The 18,601-nt window shown below is 44.5% G+C and carries 19 protein-coding genes; 11 read left to right on the top strand and 8 right to left on the bottom strand.

Annotation, left to right across the window (positions count from 1 at the left end; genetic code table 11):
• Position 1: 1 nt before the first annotated feature.
• From argG to argH, 7 genes are all read left to right on the top strand, one after another.
• Positions 2-1,201 (top strand): argininosuccinate synthase, encoded by a 1,200-nt coding sequence (gene argG / locus QY309_04480; protein WKZ60737.1) that lies wholly within the window; start codon positions 2-4, stop codon positions 1,199-1,201.
• Positions 1,188-2,162 (top strand): N-acetyl-gamma-glutamyl-phosphate reductase, encoded by a 975-nt coding sequence (argC, locus tag QY309_04485; GenBank protein WKZ60738.1) that lies wholly within the window; start codon positions 1,188-1,190, stop codon positions 2,160-2,162. Before argG ends, argC begins: the two co-directional genes overlap by 14 nt.
• A gap of 1 nt (position 2,163) precedes the next feature.
• A complete protein-coding gene (locus tag QY309_04490; protein ID WKZ60739.1) occupies positions 2,164-3,285 on the top strand; it encodes an aminotransferase class III-fold pyridoxal phosphate-dependent enzyme in 1,122 nt (373 codons plus the stop codon).
• Complete coding sequence (locus QY309_04495; protein WKZ60740.1) at positions 3,282-4,241, top strand: acetylornithine carbamoyltransferase; 960 nt, start codon at positions 3,282-3,284, stop codon at positions 4,239-4,241. The genes QY309_04490 and QY309_04495 overlap by 4 nt, the downstream gene beginning before the upstream one ends.
• A gap of 71 nt (positions 4,242-4,312) precedes the next feature.
• Positions 4,313-5,101 carry an acetylglutamate kinase gene (gene argB, locus QY309_04500; protein WKZ60741.1) on the top strand — a complete coding sequence of 263 codons (789 nt, stop codon included), beginning with the start codon at positions 4,313-4,315 and terminating at the stop codon, positions 5,099-5,101.
• A 79-nt stretch (positions 5,102-5,180) separates the two neighbouring features.
• A complete protein-coding gene (locus QY309_04505; protein WKZ60742.1) occupies positions 5,181-6,281 on the top strand; it encodes a M20 family metallo-hydrolase in 1,101 nt (366 codons plus the stop codon).
• A gap of 10 nt (positions 6,282-6,291) precedes the next feature.
• On the top strand, positions 6,292-7,623 hold the full coding sequence (gene argH / locus QY309_04510) for an argininosuccinate lyase (GenBank protein WKZ60743.1): 1,332 nt from the start codon (positions 6,292-6,294) through the stop codon (positions 7,621-7,623).
• Positions 7,624-7,644: 21 nt separating this feature from the next.
• On the opposite strand, the gene QY309_04515 is transcribed toward argH, so the two are convergent.
• Positions 7,645-8,148, bottom strand: coding sequence for a hypothetical protein (locus tag QY309_04515; GenBank protein ID WKZ60744.1), 504 nt, complete (start codon positions 8,146-8,148; stop codon positions 7,645-7,647).
• Between the two features lie 41 nt (positions 8,149-8,189).
• Here QY309_04515 and QY309_04520 point away from each other — a divergent pair, with 41 nt between their 5' ends.
• Positions 8,190-9,425, top strand: coding sequence for a M48 family metallopeptidase (locus QY309_04520; GenBank protein ID WKZ60745.1), 1,236 nt, complete (start codon positions 8,190-8,192; stop codon positions 9,423-9,425).
• 562 nt (positions 9,426-9,987) lie between these two features.
• On the opposite strand, the gene QY309_04525 is transcribed toward QY309_04520, so the two are convergent.
• Together QY309_04525 and moaA are read right to left on the bottom strand one after the other, a co-directional pair.
• Positions 9,988-11,223, bottom strand: a complete 1,236-nt coding sequence (locus tag QY309_04525) for a hypothetical protein (protein ID WKZ60746.1) — start codon at positions 11,221-11,223, stop codon at positions 9,988-9,990.
• 424 nt (positions 11,224-11,647) lie between these two features.
• On the bottom strand, positions 11,648-12,649 hold the full coding sequence (moaA, locus tag QY309_04530; GenBank protein ID WKZ60747.1) for a GTP 3',8-cyclase MoaA: 1,002 nt from the start codon (positions 12,647-12,649) through the stop codon (positions 11,648-11,650).
• 244 nt (positions 12,650-12,893) lie between these two features.
• On the opposite strand from moaA, the gene moaD reads away from it, so the two are divergent.
• Complete coding sequence (moaD, locus tag QY309_04535) at positions 12,894-13,136, top strand: molybdopterin converting factor subunit 1 (protein WKZ60748.1); 243 nt, start codon at positions 12,894-12,896, stop codon at positions 13,134-13,136.
• A gap of 97 nt (positions 13,137-13,233) precedes the next feature.
• Positions 13,234-13,665 (top strand): molybdenum cofactor biosynthesis protein MoaE, encoded by a 432-nt coding sequence (locus QY309_04540; protein ID WKZ60749.1) that lies wholly within the window; start codon positions 13,234-13,236, stop codon positions 13,663-13,665.
• On the opposite strand, the gene QY309_04545 is transcribed toward QY309_04540, so the two are convergent.
• The 4 genes from QY309_04545 to moaC all read right to left on the bottom strand — a co-directional run bounded on the left by QY309_04545 (position 13,656) and on the right by moaC (position 15,931).
• Entirely contained in the window at positions 13,656-13,781 is a 126-nt protein-coding gene (locus QY309_04545) for a hypothetical protein (GenBank protein WKZ60750.1), read from the bottom strand. The two genes, QY309_04540 and QY309_04545, sit on opposite strands and share 10 nt — an antisense overlap.
• A gap of 264 nt (positions 13,782-14,045) precedes the next feature.
• Positions 14,046-14,636: an NTP transferase domain-containing protein gene (locus QY309_04550; GenBank protein ID WKZ60751.1), complete on the bottom strand. Its 591-nt coding sequence runs from the start codon at positions 14,634-14,636 to the stop codon at positions 14,046-14,048.
• Positions 14,629-15,423 (bottom strand): ion transporter, encoded by a 795-nt coding sequence (locus QY309_04555; protein WKZ60752.1) that lies wholly within the window; start codon positions 15,421-15,423, stop codon positions 14,629-14,631. The genes QY309_04550 and QY309_04555 overlap by 8 nt, the downstream gene beginning before the upstream one ends.
• Before the next feature lie 4 nt (positions 15,424-15,427).
• Positions 15,428-15,931 carry a cyclic pyranopterin monophosphate synthase MoaC gene (gene moaC / locus QY309_04560; GenBank protein WKZ60753.1) on the bottom strand — a complete coding sequence of 168 codons (504 nt, stop codon included), beginning with the start codon at positions 15,929-15,931 and terminating at the stop codon, positions 15,428-15,430.
• Here moaC and QY309_04565 point away from each other — a divergent pair.
• Positions 15,930-17,114, top strand: a complete 1,185-nt coding sequence (locus tag QY309_04565) for a molybdopterin molybdotransferase MoeA (GenBank protein WKZ60754.1) — start codon at positions 15,930-15,932, stop codon at positions 17,112-17,114. The two genes, moaC and QY309_04565, sit on opposite strands and share 2 nt — an antisense overlap.
• On the opposite strand, the gene QY309_04570 is transcribed toward QY309_04565, so the two are convergent.
• Positions 17,111-18,586 carry a potassium/proton antiporter gene (locus QY309_04570; GenBank protein ID WKZ60755.1) on the bottom strand — a complete coding sequence of 492 codons (1,476 nt, stop codon included), beginning with the start codon at positions 18,584-18,586 and terminating at the stop codon, positions 17,111-17,113. The two genes, QY309_04565 and QY309_04570, sit on opposite strands and share 4 nt — an antisense overlap.
• Positions 18,587-18,601 lie beyond the last annotated feature (15 nt).

Here is an 18,601-nt window from a genome sequence, read left to right on the forward strand (position 1 = left end):
GATGAAGAAGAAAATTGTTTTGGCCTTCAGCGGAGGGCTCGATACCTCATTTTGTGTCAAGTACCTGAAGGATGACATGCATGTGGATGTGCATACCATCACGGTAAATACCGGTGGCTTTGATGAAGCCGAATTGAAGCGCATTGAAGCACATGCGTTGTCGTTAGGTGCGGTAAATCATAAAACGGTTGATGAAACACGAACGTACTACGACAAGGTTATCCGTTACCTGGTTTATGGAAATGTGTTGAAGAATAACGCATACCCCTTAAGTGTAAGCGCGGAGCGGATGTCGCAGGCGTTGGCGGTAGCTGAATATGCCAAATCAATTGGTGCAGATGGCGTGGCCCACGGCAGTACCGGTGCCGGTAACGATCAGGTACGTTTTGATATGGTGTTGAATATTCTGCTTCCGGGAATAGAAATCATTACCCCTATTCGTGAGTTAAAACTTTCGCGTGAAGCAGAGATTGCCTACCTGAAAGAGAAGGGTGTGGCGATGAATTTTGAAAAAGCACAATACTCTATTAATAAAGGAATCTGGGGAACATCCGTTGGTGGAAAGGAAACCCTTAACTCGTTGGGTATGTTACCCGAAGAAGCGTGGCCTACACCGGTAACAAAATCCGGAAGTGAGCGGGTGGTGTTGCATTTTGAAAAGGGCGAGTTGAAAAAAGTGAATGAGCAGCAGTTTTCTCACCCGGTTGAAGCTATTCAGTATCTGCAACAACTTGCCGGGCCGTATGGTATTGGTCGTGATATTCACGTAGGCGATACCATCATTGGTATTAAAGGCCGTGTTGGGTTTGAAGCTGCTGCACCCATGCTGATCATCAAAGCGCATCATGCGTTGGAGAAACACGTGCTTACCAAGTGGCAATTGAGTTGGAAGGATCAATTGGCACAGTTTTATGGCAACTGGTTGCATGAAGGTCAGTACCTTGATCCCGTTATGCGCGATATCGAGGCATTTCTGACCAGCACGCAACAACACGTAACCGGAGAAGTACATGTTGAACTCTATCCCTACCGTTTTCAAGTGTTGGGCATTGAATCACCTTATGATTTGATGTCGGCTAAATTTGGCAAGTACGGGGAGATGAATTTGGGTTGGACCGGTGATGACGTGAAAGGCTTTACGAAAATATTTGGCAATCAGGTTGGGATTTATCACGCAATACAGAACGATGTTGAAAATTAAAGCTGGTATTATTGGCGGGGCAGGGTATACCGGAGGGGAAACACTTCGGCTGTTGATTAACCACCCGGGTGTAACCGTGACGTATGTTCACAGCAGAAGCCATGCGGGTAAACCGGTGCATACCGTGCATACCGATTTGATTGGAGAAACGGATTTGAATTTTTCAGATTCAATTTCTTCCGATGTGGATGTATTGTACTTGTGCATGGGGCATGGAGAAAGTAAAAAATTTCTGCAAGAAAACGCAATAAACAGTTCGGTAAAAATCATTGATCTTGGTAATGATTTTCGGCTGGGTGATAGCGCTGCGGGTCGCGCTTTTATATATGGTTTACCTGAATTGAACCGTGAGTCAATTCGCTTTGCGCAAAGCATTGCCAATCCGGGTTGCTTTGCTACCGCGATTCAGTTGGGGTTGTTACCGTTGGCGAGTAAAGGTTTGTTGAAAGAAGTATATACAACCGGTATAACCGGCTCAACTGGTGCCGGACAAAAACTTCAGGACACAACGCATTTTACCTGGCGGGCTAGTAATATCTCGGCCTATAAAACGCTTACACATCAACATGTGCCTGAGATCAATCAATCGCTAAAGCAGTTGCAACCAACATTTGAGGGCAGAGTAAATTTTGTGCCGTGGCGTGGTGATTTCACCCGCGGTATTTTCGTGAGTTCAGTGGTGGAAAGTCAGAAATCGTTATATGAATTGAATCAGTTATACAAGGAATTCTATAAAGGTCATCCCTTTACACATGTGTCAGATGCTATGATCGATCTGAAACAGGTGGTAAACACCAACAAGTGTTTGATCTATCTGGAGAAAGAAGGAAATAAATTAGTGATACATTCTGCTATCGATAACTTATTGAAAGGAGCATCCGGACAGGCCGTACAAAACATGAACATCATGTTCGGATTGGATGAGACCTTAGGATTGAAGTTGAAAGGAAACGTATTTTAAAATGAAACTATTTGACGTTTATCCGCTCTTCAACATTACACCGGTAAAAGCCGAGGGTTCGTGGATTTGGGATGATCAGGGTCAACAGTATCTTGATCTTTATGGTGGCCATGCGGTTATTTCCATCGGTCATTCCCATCCGCATTATGTAAAACGGATCACGGATCAACTCCAGCAAATCGGATTCTATTCCAACAGCGTTCAGAATCCGATGCAGGAAGAGTTGGCCGAAAAACTTGGAACACTTTCCGGCTGTCCGGATTATCAACTCTTTCTTTGTAATTCAGGTGCAGAAGCAAACGAGAATGCGTTGAAGCTTGCATCTTTCGTTACCGGAAGAAAAAAAATTATCGCATTTAAAAAAGCATTTCACGGCCGCACGTCCGGTGCGGTAGCAGCAACCGACAACCCTAAAATTATCGCCCCTTTTAATGCCGGGCATGATATTGTGTTTGTGCCGATGAATGATGAGCAAGCATTTGAAGAGATATTGAATGATCAGGTAGCGGCTGTTATCATAGAAGGTATTCAGGGTGTTGGTGGAATTCACGTTCCTGAGGATTCATTTCTTCAATTTCTTGAATCCAAATGTAAGGCTAATGGATCATTGCTGATCCTGGATGAAATTCAATCGGGCTACGGTCGCACCGGAAAGTTTTTTGCGCATCAATATGCGGGTGTAAAGCCTGGTCTTATTACAACTGCCAAAGGCATGGGCAACGGTTTTCCAATTGGAGGCGTGTTGATTCATCCCGATATAAAACCGTGGAGCGGTATGTTGGGTACTACGTTTGGCGGTAACTACCTGGCGTGTGCGGCTGCGTTGGCCGTGTTAGAGGTTATTGAAAATGAAAAGCTGATTGAGAATGCAGCGAAACTTGGCGGTTACCTGATTGATCAGTTAAATGATTTTAGTGCGATACCTCATGTTCGTGGCCGCGGACTCATGCTTGGGTTTGATTTGCCCGAAGCGAAAAAGTCGGTTAGAACAGATTTGCTGATGAAGCATCATATTTTCACGGGTGAAGCCAAGCCCAACACGATTCGGTTGCTGCCTTCATTGGCCGTAACCAAGAATGAGCTGGATATTTTTTTACAAGCGTTGAAGCAAGAATTGGAATGAAGAATTTTGTTTCCATACAGGATGTGACGAGTATTTCGCGATTGGTGGATAAAGCACTGGCGTATAAAACAAATCCGTTGGCAGATAAGTCATTGGGAGCAGGCAAGCGAATGGGCCTGCTGTTTCTGAACCCCAGCATGCGCACACGACTAAGCACACAAATAGCTGCGCAGAATCTGGGAATGGATACGATTGTATTTAATGTAGGGCCGGAAGGTTGGGCGCTTGAGTTTGAAGAAGAAGTGATCATGAGCGGCACCACGGTGGAACATGTGAAAGATGCAGCCCCGGTGCTGGGTAAGTATTTTGATGTTTTGGGTTTGCGTACCTTTCCGCTATTGAAACATAAAGAGGAGGATTACTGTGAATTGGTCATCAATCAGTTTATCAAGTATTCCGGTATTCCAATTGTGAGTTTGGAGAGTGCAACGTTGCATCCGTTGCAAAGTCTGACCGATGTGATAACCATTTCTGAAACTTTTAAAGAAAATCGCAGACCTAAAGTGGTATTAACGTGGGCGCCCCACGTAAAGGCATTGCCGCAATGCGTGGCTAACAGTTTTGCGCAGTGGATCAACGCGTGGGGAGAGGCTGATTTTGTAATTGCACATCCGGAGGACTATGAGCTGGATGTACAGTTTACAAAAGGAGCAACCATTACCCACAATCAGGAAGAAGCCTTGCGTGATGCGGATTACGTGTATGTAAAGAACTGGAGCACGTATACCGATTACGGAAAGATTTATTGCAACGATCCGTCATGGATGTTGACGAATCAGAAATTAGCAAAAACAAATCAGGCAAAGGTCATGCACTGTTTACCTGTGCGAAGGAATGTAGAGTTGAGTGATGAAGTGCTTGATAGTGCCAATAGCCTGGTAACACAACAGGCCGGTAACCGAGTGTGGGCAGCGCAGGTGGTTTTGAGTGAAATTTTGAAAAGCAATAGAAAATAGGCAAGTGTAATAGCAATCAGGTGTCATTCATGTTGCCTACTGCATATTGCTCACCGCCTACTAGTAATAATATGAATAGGTTATTTGTTATTAAGATTGGTGGTAACGTACTGGATAACCCGGAGGCCTTGAAAAAATTCCTTCAGGATTTTTCGCATATCCGAGAACCGAAGATTCTTGTACATGGCGGAGGCAAACTGGCCACCAAGATTGGTGAGCAACTTGGAATTAAGGCCAACTTTGTAAAGGGCAGAAGAATTACCGATGCCGATACCCGCGACCTGGTAACGATGGTGTATGGCGGATTGGTGAACAAGCAATTGGTAGCGCAACTTCAACCGTTGGGTTGCAATGCGTTGGGCGTAACCGGTGCGGATGGAAACATGATCAAAGCGAAAAAACGACCGGTTGGTGAAGTTGATTTCGGTTTTGTGGGCGACATTACCCCGGCTGATGTCAATACTTCGCTTTTGTATTTTTTACTCAAGCAAAACGTTGTTCCGGTGTTCGCATCGCTTACACATGCCGATGGGGCAATATTAAATACCAATGCCGATACGATTGCATCGGTGCTCGCGATAGCCCTCAGTAAACATTTCGATACGCGCCTGATTTTCTGTTTTGAGAAAAGAGGTGTGTTAAAAAATATTGAAGATGATTCCTCAGTGATTCGGTTGCTGGATGAAAGCAGTTACAAGACCTTGTTGACGCAAGGTTTGTTTGCCGATGGTATTCTGCCCAAGCTTGAAAATGCATTTGCGGCTATAAACGCTGGTGTAAAGGAAGTGTTGATTGGCGAGGCAACACACTTGTTGCAAAACGTAGGACAAGAAACGGAGGGTACGTTGATTGTGAAATAGTTATTGGTTACTGGTTGCCTGTTGCCAGTCACCGGTAACTGGCGACAGGAAACCGGTAACAGAATTTGATAAAAATCAGATGGTTCAATTCGATAGAATAGTAGACCTACTCAAGATACTGATCTCGACTCCATCCTTCAGTCGTGAAGAGGAGAAGACTGCGCAGTTGATTGCAGAATTTTTAGAAGGGTATGGTGTGTTGGTGAGCCGGCATGGAAACAACGTGTGGGCAGTGAATAAGTTTTTCGATGAAAGTAAGCCTACCATTTTGCTTAACTCGCATCACGACACGGTCAAGCCAAACCCATCGTACACACGCGATCCGTTTAGTGCCGAGGTTATTGATGACAAGTTATTTGGTTTAGGCAGCAATGATGCAGGCGGGCCGCTGGTTTCATTGATCGCCACGTTTCTTCATTTCTACAATCAGGAAAATCTGTCCTTTAATTTGTTATTGGCTGCAACCGCGGAAGAAGAAATCTCCGGTAAGAATGGTATTGAAAGCATCTGGGCATCATTTCCTAAAATTGATTTTGCTATTGTAGGGGAACCTACGTTGTGCCAGATGGCCATTGCTGAAAAAGGTTTGTTGGTACTCGACTGTGTTACAAAAGGCAAGGCCGGTCATGCCGCACGGGAAGAAGGGGAGAATGCCATCTATAAAGCATTTCATGATATAGAATGGTTTCGTTCATTCCGGTTTCCGAAAATATCACCAACCTTGGGTGAAGTGAAAATGTCAGTAACCGTAATTCATGCTGGTCAGCAACACAATGTAGTGCCCGCTGAATGTGCGTTTACCGTTGATGTGCGGGTAACGGATGCGTACACCCTGGAAGAAGTGCTGGAGATTATTCAGCAACATGTTTCCTGTGAAGTTATTCCGCGGTCGTTAAGGTTGCGCCCTTCCGGCATTCCGGCCGATCATGTGTTGGTACGTGCTGCGGAGAAGTTGGGCATTGCGCAATATGGTTCACCCACCGCTTCCGATCAGGCGCTAATTCCGGTTCCCTCAGTTAAAATCGGACCGGGCGATTCGGCTCGTTCTCATTCAGCAGATGAGTTTATTTTTGTGAATGAGATTAAATATGGAATTGAAACCTATATTCAATTATTAAACCAATGTTCAATCTTGTTGCCCGTTTCCGGTTTCCAGTCACCGGTAACCGGTAGCCGGTAACCGGAAACCTATGAGCAAGTTGTGGAAAAAGGACAAAGACTCTCTTAAATCTGTAGAAGCCTTTACGGTGGGTAAAGATCGTGAGTTGGATATGCATCTTGCCCCATTCGATGTGCTCGGTTCACTGGCGCATATTCGCATGCTGGAGTCAATCGGGTTGCTGACAACAGATGAGTTGAGTAAACTCTCAACTGAGTTGAAGTTGATTTACAAACGCATTGAATCCGGTGATTTTAAAATTGAGGATGGTGTTGAAGATATACACTCGCAGGTAGAACTTGAATTGACCAAAAAGCTGGGTGATGCCGGAAAGAAAATTCACAGTGGCCGTTCGCGTAACGACCAGGTGTTGGTGGATATTAAGTTGTATTTGCGTCATGAACTTGAACAAATCGTAGAATCGGTTAACAACCTGTTTGGATTGTTGCAGGCACAAAGTGAAAAGTACAAGCAACACTTGTTACCAGGCTATACGCATTTTCAATTGGCCATGCCCTCATCATTCGGGTTGTGGTTTGGGGCTTATGCCGAAAGTTTGGTAGATGATGTGATCACACTTGAAGCGGCTTATCGGGTTGTGAACAAAAATCCGTTGGGTTCTGCGGCTGGTTATGGATCATCTTTTCCCCTTAACCGAAAACTGACAACGGAACTCTTAGGGTTTGATGACCTGAACTACAATGTGGTGTACGCGCAAATGGGTCGCGGTAAAACAGAGCGCATTGTCGCCAGCGCCATGGCCAATGTGGCGGCTACATTGGGTAAGCTTTCTGCGGATGCCTGTTTGTTCCTGAATCAGAACTTCGGATTCATCCGTTTTCCGGATGAGCTCACCACAGGCTCAAGCATTATGCCGCATAAGAAAAACCCCGATGTGTTTGAGTTGATACGCGCGCGCTGCAATCAAATGATGGGGTTGCCAAACGATATTGCGCTATTAACCGCCAACCTGCCTTCCGGCTATCATCGCGATTTGCAGCTCTTGAAAGAAGTGCTGTTTCCTGCTATTCAGCATTTGAAAGATTGCATCACCATGACGCAACTCATGCTGGAAAATGTTCAGGTGAAGGAAAATATCCTGGAGGATGATCAGTACAAGTTTTTGTTTAGTGTGGAGGAAGTAAACAAGTTGGTGTTGAGTGGAATGCCCTTCCGGGAAGCGTACCAGAAAGTGGGAAGAGATATTGAGCAGGGAAATTACTCACCCGAAAAAAATGTGAATCATACACACGAAGGAAGTATCGGTAATTTGTGTACGAGTGAAATCGCGGGTATGATGAAAGAGGCGTTGGCTAAATTCAGGTTTGAGCGTGTGCATGAGGCTACACAAAAGTTATTATGATTCTCTTATTCCTCCCCCTAACTAGGGGGAGGTGTCCGCAGGACGGAGGGGGTTAAAATCCTTATTCCACGTCAGTATATCCTCAAGCGCAGTAACCTTGCGCAACGAACCCGACAATATAATTTCCTCACCCCAATTTGCTGTTAGCTTCTCTGTTCCTCCCCAGGCGTTAAATAAACTAAAGTAACCACCACCTGGCTTGTATAGCGTTTGATTTTCTGTTTCGGATTCGATTAACATATTTTCCTTTACAATTTTAGCGTTTAGTTTTTCCTTAAAATCAGGCATTGCCTGGTGGTCGTTGATATAAAGCGTGCCTGTGCGAAATCCGGTAGTGGCGATCGAAGCCAGTAACAAGGGATAAAATATACCTGCCATCCAGACAAAACTGTCGTTCACATCTGCAACAGTATGATCGATATAGGCAGAAAGGAAAATAAAAAGATTAAATATCACGAGCAGGATCCCCGCCAGTTTCAAAAAAGTTTTCACGCTCCATTTCGATATCTCCTTTCGTATGCGCATAAGTTGAACTATTTTTCCGCAAAATAAGTATTGAACGCATTATGACCTTATCTCCGGAAGTGCTTTTGTGGATTATTGTAGGTATTGTGTCTGTCAGCTTTGTATTCGGCCAGGTGCTGGAGTACATAAACCTGAAGGCTATGCGCACCGACATACCGGCCGAGATCGCTTCGTTTTATGACCGCGATAAATATGAGAAGTCGCAACGCTACCATAAAGAAGTAACGCGCTTTTCATTCTTTACCTCAACCATAGGTTTTATGGGTTCCTTGCTGATGCTCCTGCTGGGTGGCTTTGGTTGGGTAGACGGACTGCTGCGCATCGTAACGGAAAACCAAATTTTACTCGCCTTGCTTTTCTTTGGTGTGCTCGGCATCGCTTCCGATTTACTCACGCTGCCGTTTCAATGGTACGGCACCTTTGTAATTGAAGAGAAATACGGGTTTAACAAGACTACGATCAAAACCTTTGTTACCGATAAATTAAAAGGCTATGTGCTGGGCGCGATTATCGGTGGCGGACTGTTGGCAGCACTAATCTACCTGGTAGAAACCATTGGCCCGGATTTCTGGATGTGGTTTGCCACCATGGCATGTGCGTTCATGTTGTTCATGAACATGTTCTATACGTCACTGATTTTACCGTTGTTTAATAAACTCACGCCATTGCCCGATGGCGAATTGAAAACCGCAATCGAGGAATTTTCCCGCAAGATCAACTTCCCGATTACCAACATTTTTGTCATTGACGGATCCAGGCGCTCCAAAAAAGCCAATGCCTTTTTTTCCGGCATGGGCAAAAAGAAAAAGATTGTGCTCTACGATACGCTCATTGCCAATCACACTACGGAGGAACTGGTGGCGGTGCTGGCGCACGAAGTAGGGCATTACAAGAAGAAGCACATCATCTGGAGCTATGTGTTATCAGTTGTGCAGATTGTGTTTATGCTCTTTGTGCTTTCCCTGATGGTATTTAATGAAAACCTTTCGTTGGCTTTGGGCGGATCACAACTGGCGGTACACCTCAACCTGCTGGCGTTTACTATTTTGTTTTCGCCTATCTCGACAATTACCGGATTATTGATGAATGTGTACAGCCGCAAAAACGAATTTGAAGCCGATGCTTATGCCCGCGAAACCTACAACGGCAAAGCCCTGGCTGAGGCACTCAAAAAACTTTCGGTGGATAATTTATCCAACCTACATCCGCACCCGGCTTATGTGTTCTTTCATTACTCGCATCCGCCTTTGTTGCAGCGGTTGGAGCGGATTGGGTGAATCTAGTGAGCATCAACGTTCGCAATGCGAGACGTTGATGGGGTTAAAGGTCAGACAGAAATGTCTATTGACAACACTTTAATTTTGAGTATATTTTCGAACAAAGGATATCTGTTTACTGAACACTTTTGAAGTTGTTATCCGGACCATTTTTTGATATAGCATTCTACAGGCTCCATCTGGAGCGGTCGATACTTCAAAAACCACTTTATTATCTGATTTGTAAAGCCTAATACTATGCTTTGGAGGAGAACAGCCACTAGATTCTATTAGATATCCAACTAAAATACTTTCACTGAAGTCTATTTGTGGTTGAGAGTCGGAGTTGCAATTAGGAAATGGTGATTTCCTCTTAAGTATATCTTTATATTCGTTATTTGTCGTTATTATGATTTCCTTTTCAAATGAATTTAAATCAAGGCACGTAATATTTACCTCTGTAAAATCAACATCTTGTTGTTGACCACCCGAAAACGCGGAAATGAGAATGGAAATTACCAGGTAAAATTTTGTCATAGTTTTGTCGGTCGTTATTTTTTCACCTGAACGTCTTATTGGAAGGTCAGAATCTGTATCCGACTATAAGATAGAAGTTCCTTCGTTTGCTATTGAGTGTGGAGTAGGGTGATATTCCATTTCCTTGTTCATACCGGGTTTCGAAGGAAAATTTATTACGTTTTACACCTAACCCAAATAGAAAGCCCTGTTCATATTTGCGGATTTCTTCGAGTGCTGGATTTTTGGTAACAGTTTCAACATCGTGAAATATTGTGCTTGTAATGCGTTCGTTTTTCTCTTCATGAATCATGTACCCATTTGTTACTCCAAGATTTGTATAGATTGCCACGCTTTCAGTTGAGTAGAAGCGGTAGCGAACCATATTGCTTAATTTCAGGTAAGTATGACTGAAAGTTATATCGCTCTCTACGTATAGATTTGGATTTTCTTGCGCGGCATACTTCCCGGTTATGGAATAAGGTGTAAAACTAAGTTCATTGTTTATAGACCACTTACCCAAATTTTTACTCAAAATTATATCTATGAACAAACCTGCTGTGAAATTGGGAGACAATTCATAATCAGCTTGACGAATTTGGTCATGTCCTTGTCCGCTAAAGTTGAATGTACTCAGTGAGAGTCCGGCCAAGGCGCCAACCTCAACTTTGATTTTTTGTTGCCCTTGTTGGTGATTGCTTTCCATGCCAATGCATTTGTAATACAATTCGAAGAGATTCAACAGACTTCTCTGGCTATAGGTTGAAGTGTTTATTTTGGGTTGAATGGTTGAGCAATTTCCAAGATAGAGCGTTAGTTGGCCGATGTACTTTTTGTTTTCATTTATAAGCGTTTTTCCCTCTTCGCCAAGGATGTATTTTTTATAAATGAGCAACTCAAATGCTGTATTTTCTCGTATATAAAAATTGCTATTCTCTACATCATTTTTATAGTGGTAAAGACTTACCGGCCCTTCAATCAGCACTTGAAGAAACACAGTATCCGTTCTTGTAGTTGGTGTGGATCCTCTTTGCAGAAGATTAATTTTGGAGGGACTTATTTCCGACTCTACAATGGCGCCAATGTATGCTTCATTATTGACTTCAAAGCGTGAAATTTGAAGCGGGCTGTAAATTACCTCACTTGAGGATTCTTCCTTTTTGAACCTGATTTCTACAGGATTCTTCTCCCAATTTCTAAAATCAATATACCCGGCAATCGTATCATTTTGGGTGGTGATGATTTTTCCTGGTAGATAATTTTTTTGAGCGTAGGAAAATGCGGAAAGGAAGAGCCCGCACACAAGGGCAAAGGTTTTTGGTAATCTAATGGGGGACATAAAGAAATATATATCGACAAATTTAAGTGATGTATTGCAATTTTTAAACTGGATGTTTGGAAACTTGGTATTAATGTCCTCTGCTTCTCAGTTTTGTTGGTGAACCCGAACGCACGCCCACTGCGCAACACCAACAAAGGCTAGAGAGCGGATTAGGTGAATTCGTGTGAGTTAATGGTTTTTATACACCTATCTGTGAACATCCACTAAGGTATTCCTAACTTTCTTAAAATCTGTAACCAAGGCGTAAGTGTAATCTCTAGTTCAAACTTCTCTCTTTGTAAGTCTTCAAGTTTCTTATCCATCTCTAATTTATTTTTAAGCGGGCTGCTAATACAAGTTCTTGTTCGTTGAAAATATTAATCAATAAATATCCACTCAGGATTATTCACCCCCCAATAGTCGCCATTGATTCCGTTACCGGTTGGTGTTTGCTGCGTTGATGTTCCGCTTCAAAGCCGTCTTTCGGGCGGTGGTTAAATGCATTCAGTAAATGTTGTTTGAGTAGCGCATCATCAGCCTTGTTGCGCATCAGGTCACGGATGTTCAGTACGCCATCGTCATACAGACAAGTTTTGAGTGTTCCTTGTGCGGTTAAGCGTATCCGGTTGCAGGTGCCGCAAAAGGTGCGACTAAAGGCGGCAATGATGCCTATGTTTCCGGCATAGCCCGGCACCTGGTATTGGTAGGCTGTGGTGTGCTCGGGGTCGGTAATTTTTTGCAGGGCAGGGTAGTGCTGCTTCAGGTGTTCCAGTATTTTTTTATACGTCCAGGTTAAGTGTGCATAGTGTTGCCCTTCGCCATTAAACGGCATCTCTTCAATAAACCGTACCGAAACGTTTTGATTTTTTGTCAACTCCACCATGGGAAGGAGGTCGTCAATGTTTTTGTTCTCCATGACCACGGCATTAATTTTTACCGGTATGTTGTGGTGTAGCAGTTGTTCGTAGGTGCTCCACACGCGGTCAAATTCATCTCTTCGTGTAATGATTTTGAAGCGCTCCTTATCCAAGGTATCCAAACTCAGGTTTACGGAGGCAATGCCAAGTGCTTTCAGTTCGGGTATGTGCGGTTCGGTGAGCACACCGTTGGTGGTGAGGTGAACATCGTTGATGCCGGGTATGTCTGTAATCTTCCGGATCAACTTCATCAGGTCGGTGCGCACAAAGGGTTCGCCACCGGTAAGGCGTACTTTGGTAATGCCCATGGAGGCCATCAGGCGTACCAGGCGTTCCATTTCTTCAAAGGTGAGCAGTGCTTTTTTGGGCAGGTAGGTAATGCCCTCTTCGGGCATGCAGTAAAAGCAGCGCAGGTTGCACCGATCGGTAACGGCCAGGCGCAGGTAATTGATTTTGCGGCCGTGGTTATCGTATAAGGTGGCGGTGCTCATGGTGGAAAGTTAGGAAATTGAGCGCGGAGAAGCTAAACCCCCTCATTGTAATAGCTTGACTCGGGCTCCTCTGTGTGCTCTGCGCATCCTCTGTGGCTCTCTGCGGTAAAAATTCTAACCGCAGAGTAACGCTGAGAATTCGCGGAGGGCCGCAGAGTAATGAGCTCCTCCGTCCTTCGGACACCTCCTCCTGCAAGGGTGAGGAATGGAGCAGGTGTGAATTTATTTGTTTTATTTGTACCTCATGAAATGCACTGTAAAAACCTTTGGCATAACCCGTGATATAACCGGGACGCGTGAAGTGGAACTGGAGGTGGCTGAAGGCACAACCGTTCACGAATTCAAACAAGCTTTGTTTAAGCAATATCCCAGATTGGCCACGCTCACTTCTTTGTTTATTGCGGTAAACCATGCCTATGCCGAGGATGGTCAGGTGTTGGCGGTTGGTGACGAAATTGCACTCATTCCGCCCGTTGCAGGGGGGTAATTATCCTTTGCGAAATTCTCCTTGCTTTTTGAGGGGCAAAGTTTTACTTTCAATCACCCTTCTGGTTTTCTCATTACATAACAAAACCACTAAACGCATGATCAAAATCACACCAAAGCCCATCGACATTCAAAAAGTGATTGACACCGCCTCCAGCCTGGGTGCCGGAGCCGTGAATGTCTTTATCGGAACTGTTCGCAACACGGCCCACGGTAAAAATGTACTCTGGCTGGAATATGAAGCCTATGAAGCCATGGCCGTTGCGGAAATCCGAAAGATCATTGACGAAGCCTCTCATCGATGGCCGTTACTGGGATGGGCAGTAAGTCATCGCATCGGTACGTTAAAGCCCGGTGAAGTGTCAGTAGCCATTGCGGTATCGTCTCCGCATCGCAAAGACTCCTTTGAAGCATGCCAATTTATTATCGACAAGCTAAAGGAAAAAGCACCCATCTGGAAGAAAGAAATCTTTCAGGACGGTGAAGAGTGGATCTCCGCTCAGCCTAATGTGGCCAGTGTTTACAACTGACTCACCAACAGGATACCAGCGGTAACCATACCAATAGCCATGACCATACCCATAATAAAAATTATGGCCAGGTCGCGGTTAATGGGATTGATGTGTTGTTTAGCGGTTGTTTTCATAAGCCAAAACAGATTATAGACAATGCACTAATGTACTACGCGCGTTAGTGCATTTTCATTTTATGTAAGGTATTGTTCCCTGAAACTGCACGTCAATTCATAAAACAAGAATGGTGCTAAAAAGTATCCCGAAAAGCAGTTAAATTTTTAGTTCGTTGTTTATTAGACGATTACCGATTTAGGCTTGAACCAAGCAATCAATCGATTTGATGAATTTGAGTTTCAGTATGGGAATGGCTTTGAAATGAAAATTTTTTCACCGTCTCAAAATCGGTCATGTAAGGAATCAAAGTATTGATTCAAATCCTGATCGGAATTGATGTTTTTGAGCCAATTTGAATGGGTAGGGGTGATGCAATGTGCGTTTTGCATGACTAAAAATTCACGCGGACTGAAGCCTTTGTTGTGATAGAAGTCTGATAATAAAGTGCTTGCGTGCGGCTCCCAAAGTGTGAGCAACGGTTCGGGCAGCTTACCACTTGAATCCCAAAAGCAAGTGGCAATTTTTTGCGGATCGCGATGGGTTAACAGGCATTGAATCGTATCAGCATTCACATACGGCATGTCTACCGGAACGGTTAACCATGCTTTATTTGGATTGAGTTTAAATGCAGATAGGATTCCATTCAGGGGTGTGTCCACATCAAATGCATCCGTCAGCGGATTGAATTCTTTTGGAACATTAACGATGCTTTTGCATGACAGGTAAACGCTTTCGCAGAAGGGTGAAAGCAGTTCAAATAAATATTCGCGCTGGGGTTTGCCGTGGTAACTGATCAGCGATTTGTCGCGGCCCATGCGCGAACTTTTTCCTCCGGCTAAAATCAATCCGTTTATTGCAGAGGCCTTATTCATGAAAATCTTTTCCGCAATGCGGGCAGGTGTGTTTTTTAGCTTTCGGATTGTGCAGCAGTTCAAAAAATCCGGAAGATAAAATACCAGCCGGCAGGGCCAGAAAGGCTACACCGGCAATGGCAAAAAGTCCGCCCAACATTTTTCCCAATGGCGTTATGGGTACCGCATCGCCATACCCAACGGTAGTCAGCGTGGCCATGCCCCACCACATGGCTTCAGGTATGGAACCAAACTTATCGGGTTGGGCTTCGCGTTCGGCCAGGTGCATGAAAAAAGAAATAATGATGAGGATGAAAATGATGAAGATAAAACTAAGCACCAGTTGTTCTTTGCGTTCTGAGATCACCTTTTTAAAAATGTTCATGGCTTGCATGTAACGGGTAATCTTAAACATGCGGAAGAGGGCCATCAACCTGAAAATTCTCAGGAAGCGCAGGTCAATCGGGAAAAACGTGAGGTAAAAAGGAAGGATGGCCAGCAAATCGACAATAGCCATGGAAGTTTTTGCATACCGTAAGCGTCCGTAAAGCGGGTCGCTAAATTTCGGATTTTCTACAATAGCGTAAAGCCGCGAAATGTACTCGAGTGTAAAGAAGGCTACGGAAAAATCTTCAAAGTATTGAAACCATAAGCCATATTCTTGTGCATAGCGGGGAACAGACTCCAGAATGATCGCAACTATGTTCAGAACAATGATGGTGATGAGCAGGATTTCAAAAATCCGTTCCAGAATACCACCTTTTTCTGTAGGCTCCAGTGTGAGGTAGAGCCTTCGTCTTATGGTCATAGGCTTAACGTTTAAAATCTTTTTTACCCCCGGTTTTTTCCATGAGCTTGATTTCCTTTATCACCAAATCGTGCGACAATGCCTTGCACATATCATAAAGTGTTAGTGCAGCAATGCTCACTGCGGTGAGTGCCTCCATCTCTACACCGGTTTTGGAGCCAATGGAAACAACACTTTCAATAATAACCGAGTCGGTTGTGTTGCGAATGGTAATCTTACAATCTTCAATACCGATTAGGTGGGCCAATGGAATTAGATCAGCTGTTTTCTTAGCGCCCATTACACCGGCAAGAATAGCGGTTTGAAACACGGGACCTTTTTTCGTTGTCAGCTCCTGATTTTTAATGAGTTGAATTATTTCTTTACCAACCCATACGATAGCCTGTGCGCGGGCCGTTCGTTTGGTAACCGCTTTAGCCGATACATCCACCATTTGCGGATTACCGGATGCATCGGTGTGTGTTAATTTTTTACCTTTCTTCACATTTTCAAAGTTAGCAGAATTCATGATCAGCGTAACGGAAGCCACACGGATTATTCAGCAGGTAGCTGCGCCACACACAATCATATCGGTACCCTTAGCCGAAGCTGTCAATCGTGTTTTGGCTGAACCGGTATTGGCCGATCGGGATTTGCCTCCGTACAACCGGGTGGCGATGGATGGAATAGCCATTCGAAGCACTTCTTTCGGAACGCACAAGTCGTTTAAGATTGAAGGCATTCAGGCAGCTGGGGCCGCAGGAAAAGTATTGTCGGATGAATGCCATTGCCTGGAAGTGATGACAGGAGCGGTTTTGCCTGGAGGTACCGATGCTGTTATCCGCTATGAAGATGTAGAAATTAATGAGGGCATTGCCAAGATTCAACTTGAATCCGTCTTTGCAGGTATGAATATTCATCATCAGGGAAATGATGCGCGTCAGAATGAGGTTTTGCTTGCAGCAGGTCAGTTGATTTCACCTGCTGAAATTGCCTTGCTGGCATCGGTAGGTAAAGCAGAGGTGAAGGTTTACGATTTTCCGCGTACTGCCATTATTTCATCGGGCGATGAGTTGGTGGAAGTTGACGCCACTCCACTGGCTCATCAAATCAGGCGGTCAAATGCCTATGCCCTACAAGCTGCCATGCGTGAACTGGGGTGGCAGGCATCCGCATTTCACCTGAACGATACGCGCGAAGATGTGTTGCATGAGTTGCAACTGCTGATGCAGGATTATGATGTGCTGATTCTTTCAGGCGGAGTGTCGAAAGGAAAATTTGATTTTATACCTGATGCATTGAAGGAACTCGGTGTGACCAAACATTTTCATCAAGTGAGTCAGCGACCGGGTAAACCGTTTTGGTTTGGTACATCTGAAAATAAAGTGGTGTTTGCCCTTCCGGGGAATCCGGTGTCAACTTTTTTGTGTTTCTATCGATACATCAAGCCGTGGATACGCAACAACATGGGGGTGAAATCAATTGAGCAAACAGCCATCCTGACGTCAGCTATAGAATTTAAACCTGCACTTACATATTTTTTACAGGTACGTGCCGTGCATGATCAGGGAAAGTTCATCGCTGTTCCGGTACCTGGTGGTGGTTCCGGTGATTTTGCAAACCTGAAAGAGGTAAATGGTTTTCTGGAATTGCCGGCTGATCGATCTTCATTTGATGCCGGAGAGGTATTTCCATTTATTCCGTTTCGCTAGGCGAACGAATACTTTACACTCAACGATTCGTAAATTTTCGGAATGGTCTCCTTGTTGTCGGCCAGGATGGCGAGTTTATCCCCGGTTTCTAAAACGGTTGAGCCACCGGGCCTGATAAATTTCCCTTGCCGGTTAATCATGATGATGATGGCTGTTTTCGGAAACGAGAGTTGTACAATGGACTTTCCAACAACCGGGTTGTTTTCATTTAATTCGATTTCCAGTAATTCTGATTTGAATGAATCCACCAATTCGAGTTCGAGCGGTGAACGCCTCTTTATTTTTTCAGGTACAGCAAGGTGCAACCATTTGGCCACCGTAGATAACGTTGTTCCCTGAAGAATTACGGAAGTAACGGTAATAAAAAATACGATGTTAAAAATTTCATTGGCTTTATCCACCCCGGCCAGCAGGGGATAAGTAGCAAATACAATGGGAACTGCACCGCGCAATCCAACCCACGAGATAAACAACTTCTCGCGGAAGCGCATGCGGAAGAAGGCGAGGCTGATAAACACGCTCAATGGACGTGCTGCTAGTATTAAAAATAATGAGAGTAAAATCCCGGGTCCAACTATCGGTGGTATTTCAGAAGGAAAAACCAGTAATCCGAGCGCAAGGAACATGATGATCTGCATCAGCCAGGCCACGCCATCGTAAAACCGAATCAAACTTTTCTTGTGGATGAAGTTGGAGTTACCCAAGATCACCGAGCTGATGTATACAGCCAAAAATCCGTTACCACCAACAAAGTCAGTAACGGAAAACGTGAACAAGACCAGGGCAGTTACCAACACCGGGTACAAGCCGTCAACATCAAGATTGATTTTGTTAATGATGAAGGTCATGGCACGGCCCATCAGGTAGCCTAAACCTCCCCCGATAATCATTTGCTTTAAAAAGAATGGGAATAGTTCGAAGAATCCACTGTCGGGTTTTTCGAACAGCAGTAGCAAGCTAACCATGAGAAAGTAAGCCATCGGGTCGTTGCTTCCGCTTTCCAATTCAAGCGTTGGGCCCAGGTTTTTTTTAAGTCCGATATTCCTACCACGTAGGATAGAAAAAACCGCAGCTGCATCAGTGGAAGAAACCGTTGCGCCCAGCAGCATGCCTTCCAACAAGGTGAAGCCCATCAGGTAATGGGCAAACACACCCAGCGAGACAGCCGTGATGAGTACGCCCAGGGTTGATAGCGTAATCCCCTTCCACAATACCGGGCGCACACTTTCCCATTTCGTATCAAGCCCCCCGGAGAATAGAATAAAATTCAATGCAATTACGCCAATGAACTGGGCCAGCTTTGGGTCATTGAAGTTGATCTTACCAATGCCTTCTGAACCCGCCAACATACCCAGCAGCAAGAACATAATCAGCGCGGGTACGCCCACCCGGTATGATGTTTTACTGGCCAGTATGCTCAGAAACAACAGGATGGAGCCCAGAAGTAAGATATTTTCTGCTGTCAGATTCATTTAATCGTATAGATG

Source organism: Cyclobacteriaceae bacterium (genome assembly GCA_030584025.1).
Lineage (GTDB): Bacteria > Bacteroidota > Bacteroidia > Cytophagales > Cyclobacteriaceae > UBA2336.